Source organism: uncultured Eudoraea sp., from assembly GCF_947258925.1.
In the GTDB taxonomy this organism is placed as follows: domain Bacteria; phylum Bacteroidota; class Bacteroidia; order Flavobacteriales; family Flavobacteriaceae; genus Eudoraea.
Genome location: NZ_CAMYKG010000009.1, coordinates 24,474 through 42,732 on the forward strand (window position 1 = coordinate 24,474; position 18,259 = coordinate 42,732).

14 protein-coding genes are annotated in these 18,259 nt (G+C 38.5%); 9 read left to right on the forward strand and 5 right to left on the reverse strand.

The features are described 5' to 3' along the window. Positions 1-5: 5 nt before the first annotated feature. A complete protein-coding gene (locus Q0X77_RS04620; RefSeq protein WP_297793730.1) occupies positions 6-1,445 on the reverse strand; it encodes a glycoside hydrolase family 30 beta sandwich domain-containing protein in 1,440 nt (479 codons plus the stop codon). 39 nt (positions 1,446-1,484) lie between these two features. After that, a complete protein-coding gene (locus Q0X77_RS04625; RefSeq protein ID WP_297793732.1) occupies positions 1,485-2,372 on the reverse strand; it encodes a bestrophin family protein in 888 nt (295 codons plus the stop codon). Between the two features lie 274 nt (positions 2,373-2,646). On the opposite strand from Q0X77_RS04625, the gene Q0X77_RS04630 reads away from it, so the two are divergent. The 7 genes from Q0X77_RS04630 to Q0X77_RS04660 all read left to right on the forward strand — a co-directional run bounded on the left by Q0X77_RS04630 (position 2,647) and on the right by Q0X77_RS04660 (position 14,533). After that, positions 2,647-5,784, forward strand: coding sequence for a glycosyl hydrolase (locus Q0X77_RS04630; protein ID WP_297793735.1), 3,138 nt, complete (start codon positions 2,647-2,649; stop codon positions 5,782-5,784). A gap of 24 nt (positions 5,785-5,808) precedes the next feature. Beyond that, positions 5,809-8,943 (forward strand): glycosyl hydrolase, encoded by a 3,135-nt coding sequence (locus Q0X77_RS04635; protein ID WP_297793738.1) that lies wholly within the window; start codon positions 5,809-5,811, stop codon positions 8,941-8,943. After that, positions 8,943-9,494: a CopD family protein gene (locus tag Q0X77_RS04640; protein WP_297793741.1), complete on the forward strand. Its 552-nt coding sequence runs from the start codon at positions 8,943-8,945 to the stop codon at positions 9,492-9,494. The genes Q0X77_RS04635 and Q0X77_RS04640 overlap by 1 nt, the downstream gene beginning before the upstream one ends. 117 nt (positions 9,495-9,611) lie before the next feature. Continuing rightward, on the forward strand, positions 9,612-11,027 hold the full coding sequence (locus Q0X77_RS04645) for an ATP-binding protein (RefSeq protein WP_297793744.1): 1,416 nt from the start codon (positions 9,612-9,614) through the stop codon (positions 11,025-11,027). Positions 11,028-11,041: 14 nt separating this feature from the next. Then, entirely contained in the window at positions 11,042-11,824 is a 783-nt protein-coding gene (locus tag Q0X77_RS04650) for an enoyl-CoA hydratase-related protein (RefSeq protein ID WP_297793747.1), read from the forward strand. 24 nt (positions 11,825-11,848) lie between these two features. Then, complete coding sequence (locus tag Q0X77_RS04655) at positions 11,849-13,399, forward strand: hypothetical protein (RefSeq protein WP_297793750.1); 1,551 nt, start codon at positions 11,849-11,851, stop codon at positions 13,397-13,399. Between the two features lie 51 nt (positions 13,400-13,450). Next, positions 13,451-14,533, forward strand: coding sequence for a PA0069 family radical SAM protein (locus Q0X77_RS04660; protein ID WP_297793753.1), 1,083 nt, complete (start codon positions 13,451-13,453; stop codon positions 14,531-14,533). Positions 14,534-14,691: 158 nt separating this feature from the next. Here Q0X77_RS04660 and Q0X77_RS04665 read toward each other — a convergent pair whose 3' ends face one another. The 3 genes from Q0X77_RS04665 to Q0X77_RS04675 all read right to left on the reverse strand — a co-directional run bounded on the left by Q0X77_RS04665 (position 14,692) and on the right by Q0X77_RS04675 (position 16,604). Next, the gene (locus Q0X77_RS04665; protein ID WP_297793756.1) at positions 14,692-15,351 is read right to left on the reverse strand and encodes an HD domain-containing protein; all 660 of its coding nucleotides are present in this window, start codon (positions 15,349-15,351) and stop codon (positions 14,692-14,694) included. Continuing rightward, positions 15,348-16,085: a 1-acyl-sn-glycerol-3-phosphate acyltransferase gene (locus Q0X77_RS04670; protein ID WP_297793759.1), complete on the reverse strand. Its 738-nt coding sequence runs from the start codon at positions 16,083-16,085 to the stop codon at positions 15,348-15,350. The genes Q0X77_RS04665 and Q0X77_RS04670 overlap by 4 nt, the downstream gene beginning before the upstream one ends. Before the next feature lie 108 nt (positions 16,086-16,193). Then, positions 16,194-16,604 carry a BrxA/BrxB family bacilliredoxin gene (locus Q0X77_RS04675; protein ID WP_297793830.1) on the reverse strand — a complete coding sequence of 137 codons (411 nt, stop codon included), beginning with the start codon at positions 16,602-16,604 and terminating at the stop codon, positions 16,194-16,196. Between the two features lie 128 nt (positions 16,605-16,732). On the opposite strand from Q0X77_RS04675, the gene Q0X77_RS04680 reads away from it, so the two are divergent. Continuing rightward, positions 16,733-17,464, forward strand: a complete 732-nt coding sequence (locus tag Q0X77_RS04680; RefSeq protein ID WP_297793762.1) for a TerB family tellurite resistance protein — start codon at positions 16,733-16,735, stop codon at positions 17,462-17,464. A gap of 81 nt (positions 17,465-17,545) precedes the next feature. Beyond that, a complete protein-coding gene (locus Q0X77_RS04685) occupies positions 17,546-18,130 on the forward strand; it encodes a HupE/UreJ family protein (RefSeq protein WP_297793766.1) in 585 nt (194 codons plus the stop codon). The last annotated feature ends 129 nt before the right edge of the window (positions 18,131-18,259 follow it).

Genomic DNA, 18,259 nt, shown 5'->3' on the forward strand with positions numbered 1-18,259 from the left:
TGATTTTATTCCCATACCAAAGTAGCTATTTCTTTGGCTCCCATAGTGATTATTAATTTTTCATCTTCTTTATGGAGCTCAATAACTACAGTTTCATTCTTCTTATTTTGCAATAGCACTACTGTTTTATTATCGGGAGTATTATAGGCTACATTGAGAATATTATCGCCCTGATTAGAATCTATCCTAACAGAACCCGGGGCAACAAATTTGGAGGCATGGGCAATAATATAGTATGCCGGATTCCTAATGATACTATCTCCTGTTATGGTAATAGCCCCAAGACACCGGGTACAACCACCTCTATCCGTATGAGGCTGTTGATTCTCATCTGCGGCAAGATTCCATTGCAATACATTGCGACTCCAATTTCTTGGTGCACCAATGATCAGATTTTCTATATGCCAGCTAAGATTCTCCTCAAAATTCCCAGGTGCACCTATCCATTGCTCCGTAAAATAGAGATGCTTATCAGGGTGGGCGTTATGCACATCGGAAAGAGCATCAATAGTACCACCGTACAAATGAAATGCCGAGCCATCTACATATTGTGCAGCTTCCGGATCGTCCAGGATAGAAATAGGATAATCTGGCCTGTCTGCATTATGGTCATAAAGAATTATTTTCGTTTTTATTCCATTTTCTTTAAAAGCCGGCCCCAAAAATTTTTTAATGAACTCCGCCTGATCCTCTGCAAGCATTAACAGGCTAGGATTATTCCCAGGATGTAAGGGTTCATTTTGAATGGTTATAGCATCAATAGGAATACCCTCGGCTTCCATGGCTTTTATATATTTTACAAAATAATTCGCATAGGTAGGATAGTATTTTTTTAGCAGGCTGCCTCCTCGTGTATCTTTATTGTCCTTCATCCATGCCGGTGGCGACCATGGGGACCCCATAATTTTAATTCGCGGTGCTATCTTTAGTATTTCCTTTAGTGTTGGGATGAGGTATAGGGTATCATAGGCCAACGTAAAATGCTTCAGACCGGGATCTGATTTTCCGGGCGGCAGGTCGTTATAAGACCAGGGATATTCATCAAGATCCGAAGCGCCAATACTTACCCTTAAATAACTCACTCCGATACTGTTGGGACCATTCCCAAAGAGTTCCTCTAAAATTTTAGATCGGGCTGGAGCATTCATTTTCTGAAGATGTAATGCGCTGCCACCCGTAAGTGTATAACCGAACCCATCCATTTCCTGATAGGTGGTTGAGGGGTCTACCTTAATTTTCGCCACCACGGAAGTTGTTGCGGCAATAGCACTCTCCTTAATCTCAATTTCTTTTAATAATTGAGATTTATCGAGAGAGGTACAATATAATTTAGCTATTGGTGCCGTTTTTTCTGTACCAGTCTGTTCCTTGCAACCAGATAGAATTCCCAGCACAATTAAAAAACCCAGTATAGAAAACTTATGCTTGAGTATATATGATGTCATAGCGTTTACATTTCATTTCATTGCTGAACTTACACGAACTTACATAATATAGTACCCGTTATCTTTTGTAGGTTCAGGTAATTCTTCTTCTTCCAGGAGTTCCTTTATGTTTATTTCAATGGCCCGGGCTATGCTTGTCATAGCGGTATCGGTAGGTTTATTTTCGAAAGGATCCTGAATAACAAAGGCAATTTTTTCTAACATAAAAAAAGGAATTGAAATCAATATCAAAATTGGAACCTCCAAAAACCCATAGACACTTTCAAGGGCCAAAGACAACAATAACAAAAAGATATAAATAAAAAAATGCAGAACATTTCTGTAGGTTCTTGGAAACACTGTATTTTTTATCCGCTCAGCCATACCCATTGAAGCTGTTAGGTTCAATAGTGTACGGTCTAACTGAATTTGTTGGAAATCATTGATTGAATTAGCTTTATAAAGGGACCTTACACTTTGTGCATTATGGTCAAGTAATGTAAGCGGGATATGTTTTTTTCCTTTTACAACTAATAGTTCATCCTCAGAAATAAAGTTTTCTAGAGGATCCATCATAGGCTGCCTTCGCAAATATTGTCCCAAGGCATAACACCAGCCAATTTGTCGATAGGCCATTGTTTTTATGGTACCCTGATCGGATTCCTTGCAGAATTGTTTCAATTGTATAACAAAAGTTCTTGAATCATTAACTATAGCTCCCCAAATTTTACGGGCCTCCCACCAGCGGTCATAGGACTGTGAGAGCTTAAAAGATAATAACAAGGCAATTGCTGTTCCTAAAAAAGCTCCTATACTTATTGGAATTTCCAGGTTAATTATATAAAGTTTAAAAAAATAAATAATTATGGAAAACACAGATACAATAAGCAGATCCCATTTTATTTCTTTCAACCAATACCGCAAAGGAATTCTCTTTTCTAATATCATTGGGTAACATCTAAAATTTCTACCATTTTCTTTTTATTCGAAATCCTGAATATATTGGCCAAATTATAGGAGTTAGTAAAGCTGAATAATCCAGTAGTATTTATTTTGGCGACTATCAAAGGATATTGGATTTCTTTCAATTAAAAACAGAAATTTAATAGTAGTAAATTACGATTAATTAAGATAACAAAGCAAAAATATCGGACTCAAAAATACGAGTACAAATCCCAACATTTTCCCTACATTTAGGCCTTCAAACACAAAGCATACAAACATGAAGTTAATTTCCTCAAAAATCAGGCTTTTTCTTTTGGTTCTTTTTTCTTTTACCTCGCTGACATTCGCTCAAAAAAAAGGTAATAAAGCAACCACAGCGGCAGCATTTCCGGAAGCATTATATTCAAGCCTCGAATACAGATCCGTGGGCCCTTTTCGTGGAGGGAGATCGGCGGCAGTGACAGGTGTTCCCGGAGAACCCAATCTTTTTTATTTTGGAGCTGCAGGAGGGGGCGTATGGAAAACTACAGATGGAGGTCGTAGCTGGGAAAATATTTCAGATGGCTATTTTGGCGGAAGTATAGGTGCTGTGGAAGTAGCTAAAAGTGATCCTAATGTAATATATGTTGGTGGCGGGGAGAAAACCTTACGAGGTAATGTTTCTTCTGGTTATGGCGTTTGGAAGACTGAGGATGCCGGGAAGACCTGGAAGTCTGCCGGCCTTAAAAAGAGCAGACATGTTCCACGTATTCGTATACATCCTGATAACCCGGATATTGTTTATGCCGCTGTATTGGGTAATATCTATAAACCGACTAAAGATCGTGGAATTTACAAGAGTACTGATGGTGGAAAGACCTGGCGGAAAACTCTTTTTGTTAATGAGCAAGCCGGTGCGGTTGACCTTGTAATGGATCCTAACAACCCAAGAATTCTATTCGCTTCTACATGGCGGGCCAAAAGAACCCCTCACAGCCTGAGTAGCGGGGGAGATGGCTCAGCTTTATGGAAAAGCACTGATAGTGGAGAAACCTGGAATGAAGTGTCCAAAAATGATGGTTTCCCTAAGGATACCTTAGGAATTATCGGGGTTACAGTATCTCCAAAAAACTCGGAAAGGATATGGGCTATAGTGGAACATAAAGAAAAGGGAGGTCTCTATAGAAGTGAAAATGGAGGTAAAGATTGGAAGCAAGTGAATAGTGAAAGAAAACTAAGACAAAGAGCCTGGTACTATACACGTCTCTATGCGGATACAGAAGACGAGGATGTTGTTTATGTGTTAAATGTTCGCTATCATAAATCAACAGATGGCGGCAAATCTTTCAACACTTTCAATGCCCCCCACGGCGATCACCATGACTTATGGATTGCTCCTGAAAACTCAAAACGAATGATTATAGGTGATGATGGAGGGGCGCAGGTATCATATGATGGTGGTGCAACCTGGAGTACCTATTATAATCAGCCCACAGCCCAGTTTTATAGGGTGACCACAGATAATGATTTCCCATACCGTATTTACGTAGCCCAACAGGATAATTCAACTATCCGTATCAAACATAGAAGTGATGGTAGTAGTATTAGTGAAGATGATTGGGAAGAAACCGCTGGAGGTGAATCCGCGCACATTGCTGTAGATCCTTTGAATAATGATATTGTTTATGGCGGTAGTTACGGGGGCTTTTTAACCAGGGTTAATCACAAGGCAGGGACTGTTCGTGGGATTAATGTATGGCCGGATAACCCAATGGGCTACGGTGCCGAGGGAATGAAATATCGGTTTCAATGGAACTTCCCCATCATTTTTAGCAAACATAATCCAAAGAAATTATACACCTTTTCAAATCATGTACATGTAAGTGAAAATGAGGGACAAAGCTGGAAACTTTTGAGTGATGACCTGACGAGAAATGATCCGGATAAACTACGTTCCAGTGGCGGGCCAATTACACAAGATAATACGGGTGTTGAATACTATTGCACCATTTTTGCAGCCAATGAAAGTCCTTTGAAAGAGGGCCTGCTTTGGGTAGGAAGTGATGACGGACTAATTCATATTACAAGGAACGGAGGTGAAAGTTGGGAAAACATTACACCATCAGAAATGCCTGAGTGGAGTATGATAAACAGCATTGAGCCTTCGGCCTTTGAGGAAGGAACTTGTTATGTTGCCGCTACGCGCTATAAGTTGGGCGACTTCAAACCTTACCTCTACAAAACTACCGATTATGGAAAAACGTGGTCAAAAATAACGAACGGTATAAACAGTGAACATTTTACGCGGGTGCTTCGGGAAGACCCAAAAAGAAAGGGACTGCTATATGCCGGAACTGAAACGGGAATGTATATTAGTTTTGATGATGGCCAAAACTGGCAGTCTTTCCAACTTAACTTACCGGTAGTTCCTATAACAGATCTTGCTGTCAAAGATGACAATCTGATAGTTGCAACCCAGGGGCGTAGTTTATGGATTATTGATGACCTAACTGTCTTACATCAGTTGGATCAATCAAAGAAAAACGCATCAACCATTTTGTATAAGCCAAAATCGGCATATAGGACAAAGGGAAGGGCAGCAAAAGAGCCTTCAAAAACTGAAGGCCAAAATCACCCTGCCGGAGTAGTTACTCAGTTTTATTTAAAAGACTGGGATAAAAAGGACAGTATAGCACTAACGTATATGTCAATGTCTGGTGATACCCTGGCTAGTTTTAGCACCTATAGCGACAAAAAGGATAAGAAATTAAAAGTAAAAAAGAATGGCAATGTTCATGTCTGGGATACCAGGGGTAAAGGAGCAGAAAAGCTGGAAGGAATGATACTATGGTGGGCAAACCTGGATGGAGCAAAAGCAGTCCCGGGTTCTTACAAAGTTGCTTTGAACAGAAATGGTACAGACTTGTCAGAGACCTTTACTATTTTGGCTGATCCTAGAGCAGAAGTTTCTGTAAGCGATATGCAAAAGCAATATGATTTTATAAGCGATATAAATACAACAGTTGACAAAGCACATCAATCCATAAAGAAAATACGCAAAATCAACGCCCGGTTAGATGCTTTTACCAAACAATACGAAGGGAACTCCTCAACTGAAGATTTAGTAAAAAAGGCCAAGGAAATGAAAAAGGATTTTGGGGAGATTGAAAAAGCACTGTATCAAACCAAGAACCGAAGCGGCCAGGATCCTTTAAATTTTCCAATCCGTCTTACAAACAAACTGGCACATTTAAACAGTTTGGTCTCTTTAGATGACTTTCCTCCCACCGAACAGGACATTGCTGTGAAGAATGAATTGACTCTAAAAATTAATGAGCAGCTAACGTCTTTTGATGCAATGCTTGACCAGGAGATCAAAGAATTTAATAAAGCCTTTAATGATTTAAATCTGAATTATTTATTCATCGAGAAGTAGCTATTTTTAAGATCCTATACCATTATGTTAAAACAAATTTATCTAGTATTCATTCTTGCATTTACAATAAGTTTGGGCCTTGCCCAGGATGCAGAAACTTATTTTAAACCCCTTAAGTATCGAAATATCGGACCTTTCAGAGGTGGGAGATCTGTATCAGCCGTTGGGGTTGTTGGAGATCCATTAACCTATTATATGGGCACTACAGGTGGAGGCCTTTGGAAAACTTCGGATGCGGGTCAGCGCTGGGAAAACATCTCTGATGGCTTTTTTGAAACTGGTTCCGTTGGTGCGGTCGCAGTCTCGGCTTCTCATCCAAATATTGTTTATGTTGGTATGGGTGAACATGCACCGAGAGGTGTAATGACTTCCTATGGAGATGGGGTTTATAAGTCTATAGATGCCGGGAAGAGCTGGAAGAAGATGGGGTTGAGTAAAACGCAGCATATTTCCCGAATTGTTATTCATCCGGACAATCCCGATGTTGTTTATGTTGCTGCTCAAGGCGCACTTCATGCACCTACTGAAGAACGGGGAATTTATAAATCTTTGGATGGAGGCGAAAGCTGGGAAAAGGTATTATTTGTCAATTCGCTGACAGGTTGTTCTGAACTGTCTATGGACCCTGACACACCCGAAGTATTATATGCGGCCATGTGGCATCACCAAAGGAAACCTGATATAGTCATTAGTGGGGGTTCAGGAAGTGGCTTGTACAAATCTGTTGATGGCGGAAGGAATTGGACAGAATTGCTTGAAGGCTTACCGGAGGAAAAAGGTAAGATGGCCATTGCGGTTAGTCCTGCAAATTCCAATAAAGTTTATGCATTAATCGAAAGTGATTCTGATCAGGATAAAGGTGGATTGTTTGTTTCTGAAAATGCTGGAAATAGCTGGACAATGGTTAGCGGTGATAACAGACTGGTTCAACGTGCCTGGTATTACATAGAGGTCTTTCCTGATCCTAATAATGAGAATACGGTTTATGTAATGAGTGCTCAGGCTTTACGATCTATTGATGGGGGTAAAACCTGGGAAATGATCACCGGTACTCACGGGGATTATCATGATCTCTGGATTAATCCTGATAATTCCAAGAATATGGTTATAGCTAATGACGGGGGAGCAGCTATCAGCTTTAATCATGGAAAAACCTGGTCAACACAGGATATTATGCCAACTGCGCAAATTTATCGTATAAGTACCGATAGGCTTTTTCCCTATAACATTTATGGTGGACAACAGGATAATACTTCAGTAAAGATTGCAAGTCTTTCTTTGGGCAGAGATGCTATTACAGAAGAAGACTGGACATATGCTGCAGGTGGGGAAAGTGCTTTTCTGGCTTTTGATCCTGATAATCCCAGGTATGTTATGGGAGGCAATTATTTGGGTACCATAGAAATTCTGGATATGAAGACCAAGTCAGGAACAAAAATCATGGCCGCGCCCATACAGTATCTAGGAAGAGCGGCAAGGGATATGAAATACCTTTATAATTGGAGTGCCCCCATTATCAGGTCCCAGTATGAAACGGATACTTTTTACCATTGTGCCCAATTGGTTTTACGAACCAGGGATAAAGGCCTGAATTGGGAAGAGATTTCTCCGGATCTTACCCGTGATATGGACGATAAACAGGGCAAAGGGGGAGGCCCATATACTGTTGAGGCTGTAGGGGCTGAAAATTATGGAACTATCTCATATATTATTGAATCACCACATGAAAAAGATGTGCTATGGACAGGGAGTGATGATGGTTATGTGCATATTACAAGAAATGGAGGAACCAGCTGGGAGAATGTAACGCCTAAAGGTCTTAAAGAGTGTTTAATTAATGCTATTGATATTTCTCCGCATGATCCCGCTACAGCTTACATTGCAACTACTCGCTATAAATTTAATGATTACACACCTGCATTGTATAAGACCACAGATTATGGTAAGAGTTGGACTAATATAAGTGCAGGGATCCCCTATGGTTCCTTTACCAGGGTAGTCAGGGAAGATAGTGCAAGGAAAGACCTCCTTTATGCCGGCACAGAAAAGGGGATATATATATCCTGGAATGGAGGGGTGTCCTGGCAGTCATTTCAGCTTAATTTGCCTATTGCACCAATTACCGACCTTAAGGTACATCAGGGTGATCTGATTGTGGCTACTTCGGGAAGATCATTTTGGATATTAGATGACCTGGGAGCACTTAATCAATATGATTTTCAGGATACAGGTCTTAAAATAATGCAACCAGAGGATGCATACAATGGTTCATGGGGGAGCCCTATGAGCGGAAATACATCCAGTTTTAAAGGTACGGACCCCTTTAATGGAGTTAACCCTGCTAACGGAGTGGTGGTGTATTATGAACTACCGGAAATGACTGATTCCACTGAAATATCGTTGGATATTGTAAATGAAAAAGGTGAGCTAATTAGAAAGATAGGTTCCAAAAAGGATCCAAACTATATAAAACACAATGGGGGTGGACCTCCGCCAGCACCACTGCTTTCTAAAGAAAAAGGATTAAACAGGTTTGTTTGGGACATGCGTTATCCCATAATGCCCGGAATTCCCGGAACATATATTGAGGCAAACTTCAGGGGGCATAAGGTACCGCCGGGCACTTATACTTTGAAATTGAAATTGGGTGAAAAAAGTGTCAGTACCAAAGCCAGGATAATTGAAACCCTGGGATTTGAAACCCGGGCGGGTCAATATGAGGAATACGATGCCTTTATGAGGGAAATGGAACAAAATCTCACAGAAATGCACCAGATGGTTAATACACTGTTTAGTGCAAAGACTCAGCTCAAAACCATCCTTGAAGACCTGGAAGATGATGTATTAAAGAACGATGGGATGAGATTATTCGATGAATTGGACAAGTGGGATAAGGATATGATTCAACGTAAATCCAAGGCATATGATGATGTAGAGAATTTTCCGAATAAATTTACGGCAGAATACCTTTTTCTAATTAATCAATCCAGCAGCGCTATCCCCAGGGTTAATAGCTCATCAATAACACGCAAAAATGAATTAGATAAGGAATGGCAGCAATTAAAAACGAAGGGCAATACGTTTTTAAACAAGGATCTCCCGGAATTCAACCAAAGACTGTGGAATGCCGGCATCGGAGCAATTCGATATAAAAAATAATGGAGGAATATTATAATTACATAAAGGCACTACACCTCATATTTGTAGTTACATGGTTCGCCGGGTTGTTTTACATTCCGAGGTTATTCATTTATCATATTGAAGCATACGAAAAGCCTTCACCGGAGAAAGAAATCCTTTCAAATCAGTTTAAGTTAATGACAAAGCGGCTGTGGTATATAATTACCTGGCCTTCAGCTATTTTGTGTACAATTTTTGCAATTTGGTTACTGCTTTTGATTCCTGCCTGGTTAGAACAACCATGGATGCATATTAAATTGTTTTTTGTAGTACTACTAATTTTTTATCATATGAAAACACACATGATATATCTTCAATTACAAAGGGATGAAGTAAAATATTCTTCAAACTTTATGCGTATTTGGAATGAAGGCGCTACTATCATCTTATTTGCAGTCACTTTTCTGGTAATATTGAAGGGAACCTTTAACTGGATATTTGGAGTTTTAGGAATTATTGTCCTTGGCATCCTACTTATGCTTGGAATACGATTGTACAAAAGGTTTCGGGATAAAAATCCGAATGCTTAATCTTCTTTGATTTGAGGAAATTGATAGGACGCTTTGGCCTGATTATTGCTATCTTTAAACTCAAATAAGGAGTCCTTGCTTAGAAAGTTATCCCTTAGATCTCGGATTTTTGTAGCTATGATTTTATTGGTGCTTATTGCATCAGTATTAATAGCCGGGGTTACTATTTATCAATACCGAGAGCAGTCTAAAGACTACCATCAGGTTCGTTTAGAGCGAAAGGAAGGTCAAATAAAGCAAAGCATAGCATATACCTTGCAAGAGACTACCTACCCTGTTACAACAGAAAACCTTGCTCTAATATTTAAAGATGAAATTTACAGGATAGCCGATGTTCAGAATGTGAATTTTAATATCTACGACTTGAGGGGGAACTTAATCAAGAGTTCTAAACCAAGGTTTCGGAACGATTCTATTTCGCTTCATCTGTCACCTGAAATACTTGATATGTTGGCCAACTCCGTACAGAAACGCTACGTTCAGGACGATACCGCTGCAGGAGATAAATATCAGGCTTCTTATACCTATATCAATGATGAAAAGTATAAACCTATTGGGATATTAAACCTGCCTTATTTTCAGGATAATTCGTTCAACGATATGGAACTGAGGGAATTTCTTATGCGCCTGGGGGTGGTCTATCTCTTTATGCTGCTGATTGCGATTGTTTTGGCCTATTTTATTTCAAAATATATTACCCGCTCTTTACAGACGATTTCCGATAAGATAACACAGACCAGGCTGACCAAAAGAAACGAAAAAATATTCATTGAAAATCCTGGTCACGAAATAGGAAAACTGATAGATTCCTATAATGAGATGATTGATGAACTGGAGATTAGCGCGGCGAAACTTGCACGGAGTGAAAGGGAGCAGGCCTGGCGCGAAATGGCGAAGCAGGTAGCTCATGAAATTAAAAACCCTCTTACTCCAATGCGATTAAGCGTTCAAAGTTTTGAAAGGAAATTTGACCCTGATGACCCAGATGTGCAAACCAAAGTAAGAGAGTATTCTAAGACTTTGATTCAGCAAATAGATACAATGAGCAGTATAGCCTCAGCCTTTTCAAGTTTCGCGGAAATGCCGGCTCAGCAGAATGAAAATATAAATGTTGTAAAAATTGTGAAACTGGCGTTAGATATTTTCAATGAAAAATACATTCATTTTTTGGCAGATGAAGAAGAAATCATAGCCAGGTTAGACCGTACACAACTAATCAGGGTAATTACCAATTTAGTAAAGAATGCCATACAAGCAGTTCCCGAAGTAGAATCGCCAAGAATATTGGTTTCGGTAGTTTCTGAGGAAGATAAAGTAAAGATTTCAGTGGCGGACAATGGTGTTGGAATTCAGGATGGTTTTAAGGATAAGGTATTCGAACCTAAATTTACAACCAAGTCCAGCGGAATGGGTTTAGGCCTGGGCATGGTAAAAAATATTGTTGAAACGTATAACGGCAGTATTAATTTTACATCCCAACCGGGATTAGGGACTGTCTTTACGATTTTATTTCCCAAAGGCATAAAAAATTAAACATTATACCCAGTATGAACTTTGAAAACATCCTAGTAGAATACGATGGCCGGTTGGCCACGGTTATTATAAACAGGCCAAAAAAATTAAATGCATTAAATAAGGCCACGATCAGGGAGTTGAGTAAGGCATTTAAGGCCCTTGAAAAAGATAAAAATATCAGGGCCATTATACTTACCGGAAGCGGAGAGAAAGCATTTGTAGCCGGCGCTGACATCTCTGAATTTGCCAATTATTCTGTTAAACAGGGCAAAGAACTTGCTTCTAAAGGACAGCAAAACCTTTTTAACCTGTTGGAAAACCTTTCTACACCTGTAATTGCTGCCATTAATGGTTTTGCTCTTGGAGGAGGACTTGAATTGGCCATGGCATGCCATTTCAGACTGGCTAGTGATAATGCAAAAATGGGCCTGCCTGAGGTTTCACTTGGTGTAATTCCCGGTTATGGGGGTACTCAGCGGCTACCTCAATTAATTGGTAAAGGGAGGGCTATGGAACTTATCATGACAGCTGCAATGATCACAGCAGAAAAGGCTTTATCGTATGGTCTTGTTAACTATGTTGTGCCCCAACAAGAGCTTTTATCCCTATCCCGGAAAATTGCGGGCAAAATAACGAATAACTCTCCTGTTGCAATTTCTTATGCAATAAAAGCCGTAAATAAGGGTTTTAAGAGTAATGCGAAAGGGTTTGAGACAGAGATTAATGCATTTGGAAGCTGTTTTGGAACAGCTGATTTTAAAGAAGGTACTACTGCCTTCTTAGAAAAAAGAAAAGCAGACTTTCCGGGAACCTGATGAGCTTTAAATTGATTATCTAACATGAAAATTCATTTTATTGTTTTTTTTGCAGTCTTCACTGCAATGTTTGCGTACGGGCAAAAGATGCCTCTTTCCTATGATTTTGGAGAAAAGTATAATGACAGATACAAGTATTCCAATTTAGTTTCTATATCTAAAGATGGCCAGGGAGGTACTGTTTTAGTAAGATCCTATTATACCGGGATGATATTGAAACCTAAAGGTTATTTTATAGAACACTATAACAAGGATCTGGAACTGATTTCAGAATACAATTACAAATTGAAAGGTCCCGATTTTATAGAGGGATTCGTAAAAAACGGACAATTATATTTGCTGTTTTTGAATTATAATCTGGAAACGATGTCCTATGATTATTTAGTGTACCGAAGCCCAATAACCGAATTTAATTTTACAGAAGAGAAGTTATTATCCATCAAATCGGATCAGGTACAACAACCATATGACCGCAACTATTATAACAGAAATTTTACCAAAGGATTTACAACAACTGCCTTATTCAATGATGACAAAAACGCTTTTATAATTAGTACGCATTTTAAAAAGGGTAAGACAAACAAACATCATATTTATTTGTATAACGCTTCACTCAAGAAAGTATTAGAACAAGATTTTTCAAATGAAGTGGAGGATAAAAATTATGCTTTTGAAAACATAGCCGTTTCTCAGGACCTTAATAGGGCATACATCGTTGGCAAGGCCTATTTTAAGAAAAAAAGATTTAAAGCGCAGGAACGTAAATTTCAGTATGAATTAATAATGCTTTCAAAACAAGGAGCCCGTATCCAAACCTTTGATGCTCCTGAGAAGTACTCAGAGTCTCTCAAACCTATTTTAAGGAAGGGCAATCTCATATGCGTAGGGTTTTATGCAAACAGGAAGGATAACAGGTACAATGGAATTGGGTATTTTAAATTAGATCCAATAACTCTTGATGTACAAATAAGAAAGTACAATCCTTTTTCACGCCAATTTATGGCAGATAAATTTGGTAAAGAGGAAGTAGAACAGGTAAAGAACCTTGTTTTTAAGAATGTGAGTTTTACACAAAATGATGAAATATTATTTAATGCAGAAGAGTATTTTGTTACCTCTTCCGTACAAGCCAATTCAAGCGGAGGGAGACTGCGCGTAGAACGATTTCATCATAATGACATAGTAAGTGCAAAGCTTAATCTGAAAGGGGAAATGCTATGGGCAAGAAATATTAATAAATCTGAAGTAACTCAAGGTGATGGTGCCTATGTGTCCTACTGTTCGTATACCAAAAATAACGATACTTACTTTTTTATTAGTAGCTCGGCAGAGAACCCTCAGTTACTTAATAATGAACGAATTATTTTCAAACAGGGTCTCAGCAGGAATAGAAATGTATTTGTAATCCAACTCAACGATCAGGGTAAAATGAGTTATGAAAAAATAATTGATGATAAAGAAGCTCGCTTGCCACTAATGATTTCAAAGCCGCTTATGGATAACGACGATAGTGCGGTTCTGTTTTACGCTAAGAGGGGGACAAAGAAACAATTGGTAAACGTCTCCATCAATTAAAATAATTGTTTTAATCGGATAATATCCATAAATTTGGATAAAATCCATTTGTTGAAACAAAAAAAATATGTAAAAGGAAGAGGGGCTCAACAGAATACACCCAATAAATTTCTGAAGCATATTCATGAAATACGGAGCGACTTCCTTGACTTTTGTGCTAAGGAAGGAGAAGCAGTATCACAAAGGAAAACACAATACCTGCCGGTTTTTCCAAAATCAATTGTTAACAAAGTAACCAGTCCGGATGTGGGTATGGAATATTCCATGAATCCATACCAGGGCTGTGAGCATGGTTGTATTTATTGTTATGCCCGTAATACTCACGAATATTGGGGATTGAGTGCTGGATTGGATTTTGAAAGACAAATCCTGATAAAGAAAAATGCCGCAAGCTTGCTTGAATCCAAATTGAAAAACAGCAAATGGAAGGCCAATACAATTGTGCTTTCCGGAAATACAGATTGTTACCAGCCAGCTGAACAAGAGTATAAAATAACAAGGGCGTGCCTTGAGGTATTTTTGAAATACCGCCATCCTGTGGGAATCATAACCAAGAATTCTTTGATCCTAAGGGATTTAGATTTGTTAAAGGAATTGAATACTTATGGATTGGTAGGAGTTAATATCTCCATTACAACGCTATCTGAAAATACCAGACGAATATTAGAACCAAGGACAGCAACTATAAAGAAGCGTTTAGAAACAATCAAGGCTTTAACCGAAAACAAAATCCCGGTAAATGCCATGCTAGCTCCAATTATACCTGGAATAAATAGCCATGAGCTAATTAAGCTTTCAAAGGCAGCAGCAGATTATGGGGCGTCTTCTTTCGGCTATACCATAGTCAGATTAAATGGTGCTATCGGTCATATTTTTTCGGATTGGATCAACAAAGCGATGCCGGATAAGGCAGAAAAAGTACTGAATCTTATTGCATCATGTCACGGAGGTACTTTAAACGATAGCAGGTTTGGTCTGCGCAATACGGGCGAAGGCAAGATTGCCCACCAAATAAAGGAAATGGCCAGACTAGCTAAATTGAAATATTACAAAGGGCGAAAATTCCCCAAACTAAACAGAGAACTACACAATGAATATAAACATGGACAATGGAATCTATTTAATGGTCAATAGCTGTAGCTAAATAAATTACAGCTTTCATGATAACACTATTCCAATGTTTTTTCGCCTGCCGGGATAGTTAAATCTACTTTTTCAGATGGTAGAAGTCTCTGATTGTTTCCATTCTTTTGTTTCAGTACTTAATAGGCCCAACAAGAAAACTTCGGTAATCAATAGATTCCTTCCCACTCTTTATAAAACTGGTCCAGATAATTAAGCATAAAGGCATGGCGTTTTTCTGCGAGCTTTCTTCCCGTAATTGTATTCATCTTTTCTTTTAAGAGTAGTAATTTTTCGTAAAAGTGATTGATCGTTGGGGAACCGGAAGATTTATACTCTTCCTTGCTCATCGTAGTTTTTGGTTCAATTTTAGGGTTATAGAGTGCTCTGTTTTTAAACCCCCCATAATTAAAAGCCCTTGCAATTCCTATAGCCCCAATGGCATCTAAGCGATCTGCATCTTGTACGACCTGCAATTCAATAGAATTAAAGGGCTCTTTTTCAAGGGATAGGCTATTCTTAAATGAAACAGTTTCAATAATTCTTATGACATGTTCCCTGCTGGATTTGTCTACTTTCAGGCCTTTTAAAAATTCAGAAGCAATTTTTGGGCCTATTGTTTCGTCGCCATCATGGAATTTCGAATCGGCGATATCATGCAGTAGTGCTGCCAGTTGCACCACGAATAAGTCGGCATTTTCTTCTTTGGCTATATGGATAGAATTTGCCAATACTCGTTTGGTATGGAACCAATCATGACCTCCTTCGGCTCCGACAAACCTATTCTTAACAAAGATTTTTGTCTTTTTGATTATGGAATTCTCGTTCATGAATAAGAAGTTACCCCACTGTTTATCAACTGTTCAACTTTTTCAATCAATTCATCAGCATTACCACTGTTATCCAGAGGTTGATGAACCTGAAACTTTAGATGAGAACCAATCCCATAAGGGAATTTCCCATACCGAAGCATCTTCCAGGAATTATTAATACTAATAGGCACTATCAGGGCCGATGGAGCTTTTTTCATAAGAATCTTTAAACCTGTTGTCTGGAATTTTTTTGGATGTCCGGTCCTGCTCCTTGTTCCTTCAGGAAATATTACCGCGCTTCTGTTATTTTTTTCAATATATCGCCCTAGTTTGGATATTTCTGTTAACGCTTGTTTGGCATCTTTTCTATCAATAAGCACAGATCCGCCATGCCTGAGATTATATGAAACGCTGGGAATGCCCTTTCCCAGTTCAATTTTGCTTACAAATTTGGGATGATGCGCACGCATGTACCATATGATTGGCGGAATATCATTCATGCTCTGATGATTGGAAACAATAATTAGCGGCTTGTTTGTTGGAATTTGGTGAGGATTGGTAAAGGTATACCTGGTTCCTAACACATGTGTACACCGAATTAAAAATAAATTAAGGATACTTACTGATTTTTTATGGGTATTATAACCAAATAGGTTAAAGCAAATCCATTGAATGGGGTGAAAGATGACCAGGGTTATTCCAAAAAGAATAAAATATAGAACAGTAAGAGGATAGGCCAATAATTTTCGCATGACACAAAAATAAAAAACCGCTCCTATAGAAGCGGGTTTTTACAAATTTTTATAAGGATTTAACCTAAAGGTTTAAATTAAATAAAGTCTAATTATTGCCAGGTACTTCTAGCAGAATTCTTCGTAAGCCTGAACTAAGTTCTCAGAAATCAATTCTGCAGGTCTTCCCTCAATATGATGTCTTTCAATCATATGTACAAGCTCACCATTTTTAAACAGGGCCATACTAGGTGATGAAGGTGGAAATGGAACCATAAGATTTCTCGCGGCATCCACGGCTTCGGTATCTACACCTGCAAAAACAGTAACCAGATGATCAGGTTTTTTTTCATTTTCCAGGCTTAATTTTGCAGCTGGTCTGGCATTGGCAGCGGCACAGCCGCAAACAGAATTCACTACTACCAGGGTAGTTCCATCTTGCTTAATGGCATTTTCAACGGCAGTTGCTGTATATAATTCTTCAAAACCGGCTGAAGCCAGGTCTACTCTCATTGGTCTTACTAATTCTTCAGGATACATAAGCATTTTTTTAATTAAATTGAAGACAAAGATAATGAAATTGTAATATCCCAGCGAAAAGCTTAACCTTTCTTTAAGTCTCGTATTCATTCATATTATTCTATATTTGCCCAAATTTTACTACAGTTATGATTAGGTGGTTCGCCGCAATTATTGGTTATTTCCTATTTCGTTTTCCTGGTGCTGTTTTGGGCTTTTTAATCGGAAGTTTAATTGATAATCTATCCAGTGGATCTGGTCCAAGAACAGTCTTCAGCGATTTTACGAGACAGCAAGTATCGCCGGCAGATTTTGAACTTAACCTGCTATCCCTATGTTCAATTGTAATTAAGGCAGACGGGCAGATCAGTCAGCGGGAATTGGATTATGTTAGACAATATTTTCTTAGTACCTACGGAAAAGAAAAAGCTAATGCAATATTTCGAACATTTAACGAAGTCATAAAGAATCGAGAGATTTCTGCACAGCGAATCTGCACTTACCTGAATCAACGCACCCGGTATGAAGTAAGATTGCAATTATTGCATTTTCTTTTTGGGATTGCACAGGCAGATGGTGCGGTAAGTAACCTGGAAATAGAAAAAATAAAAGAAATAGCGGGTTATCTTCGGGTAGGATGGCAAGATTTTGAAAGCATAAAAGCTATGTTTATAAAATCTGCTGATAATGCTTACAAAATCTTGGAAATAGAAAAAGTTGCTTCGGATGATGAGGTAAAAAAGGCATATCGTAAAATGGCCAAAAAATACCACCCGGATAAGGTAATTACAGAAAATGAGGCTATTAAAAAAGGCGCTGAGGAGAAGTTTAAGGAAGTTCAAAAGGCCTATGAACAAATACAAAAGGAAAGAGGATTGTAGGGAAACATTCGGAATGACAGAAATGTTTGGGCAGTATTAAAGGTTAATTTGTAATCCCTATTGAAATAAAAGGATTTATTCATGTTTGATTTTTGGTTCTATTGCAAACTTGGTATTAACCATGTTTTGGATTGGGGAGCATATGATCATGTTCTATTTCTTCTGGCCCTTGCCGCACCTTTTACTTTTAAACAGTGGAAGAAAGTAATTGTGTTGGCTACATTATTTACTGTAGCTCATTGTTTATCTTTAGGGTTGTCCGTCTATGAAGTGGTTGTTGTTGATGTGCAATTGGTAGAATTTTTAATTCCGATCACGATCCTGGTGACTGCCCTGTTCAATATTTTTAAAGCCTTAGTTATCAAGGGCAATTATAAGGGATATCTGCCCGAAATTGCGACAACTTTTTTTGGCTTGATACATGGGTTCGGGTTTTCCAATTACTTCAAAATGCTGATGATGGATGAAGAGGATAAGATTGGCCCTCTTTTGGGCTTTGCCAGTGGAATAGAAATTTCTCAAATCATGGTCATATTTTCTATTTTAATGCTAGCCTATATTTTTCAGGAGAAACTGGGTATGAAACAGCTAGTTTTTACCGTATTAATTTCCGTAATTATTTTTCTGCTTACCATACCACTCCTCATCAAAAGCTGGCCATGGTAACTTCATGCGGTCGGATGAAAATCAATTTAAATTGATTAAATCCTATGTTTTGCGAGTTTCTCTATACCAAACAACGGTTTTAATTAAAAATTAACCGTTTAAGGTTGTAGGAATTTTACAAAGCAGGTA

Bases quoted from the DNA above. Each gene is read 5' to 3' on its own strand.
- Q0X77_RS04625 (WP_297793732.1), bottom strand. From the start codon at position 2,372: ATGATATTAGAAAAGAGAATTCCTTTGCGGTATTGGTTGAAAGAAATA.
- Q0X77_RS04685 (WP_297793766.1), top strand. From the start codon at position 17,546: ATGTTTGATTTTTGGTTCTATTGCAAACTTGGTATTAACCATGTTTTG.
- Q0X77_RS04665 (WP_297793756.1), bottom strand. From the start codon at position 15,351: ATGAACGAGAATTCCATAATCAAAAAGACAAAAATCTTTGTTAAGAAT.
- Q0X77_RS04620 (WP_297793730.1), bottom strand. From the start codon at position 1,445: ATGACATCATATATACTCAAGCATAAGTTTTCTATACTGGGTTTTTTA.
- Q0X77_RS04645 (WP_297793744.1), top strand. From the start codon at position 9,612: ATGATTTTATTGGTGCTTATTGCATCAGTATTAATAGCCGGGGTTACT.
- Q0X77_RS04640 (WP_297793741.1), top strand. From the start codon at position 8,943: ATGGAGGAATATTATAATTACATAAAGGCACTACACCTCATATTTGTA.
- Q0X77_RS04675 (WP_297793830.1), bottom strand. From the start codon at position 16,604: ATGTATCCTGAAGAATTAGTAAGACCAATGAGAGTAGACCTGGCTTCA.
- Q0X77_RS04655 (WP_297793750.1), top strand. From the start codon at position 11,849: ATGAAAATTCATTTTATTGTTTTTTTTGCAGTCTTCACTGCAATGTTT.
- Q0X77_RS04650 (WP_297793747.1), top strand. From the start codon at position 11,042: ATGAACTTTGAAAACATCCTAGTAGAATACGATGGCCGGTTGGCCACG.
- Q0X77_RS04680 (WP_297793762.1), top strand. From the start codon at position 16,733: ATGATTAGGTGGTTCGCCGCAATTATTGGTTATTTCCTATTTCGTTTT.
- Q0X77_RS04670 (WP_297793759.1), bottom strand. From the start codon at position 16,085: ATGCGAAAATTATTGGCCTATCCTCTTACTGTTCTATATTTTATTCTT.
- Q0X77_RS04630 (WP_297793735.1), top strand. From the start codon at position 2,647: ATGAAGTTAATTTCCTCAAAAATCAGGCTTTTTCTTTTGGTTCTTTTT.
- Q0X77_RS04635 (WP_297793738.1), top strand. From the start codon at position 5,809: ATGTTAAAACAAATTTATCTAGTATTCATTCTTGCATTTACAATAAGT.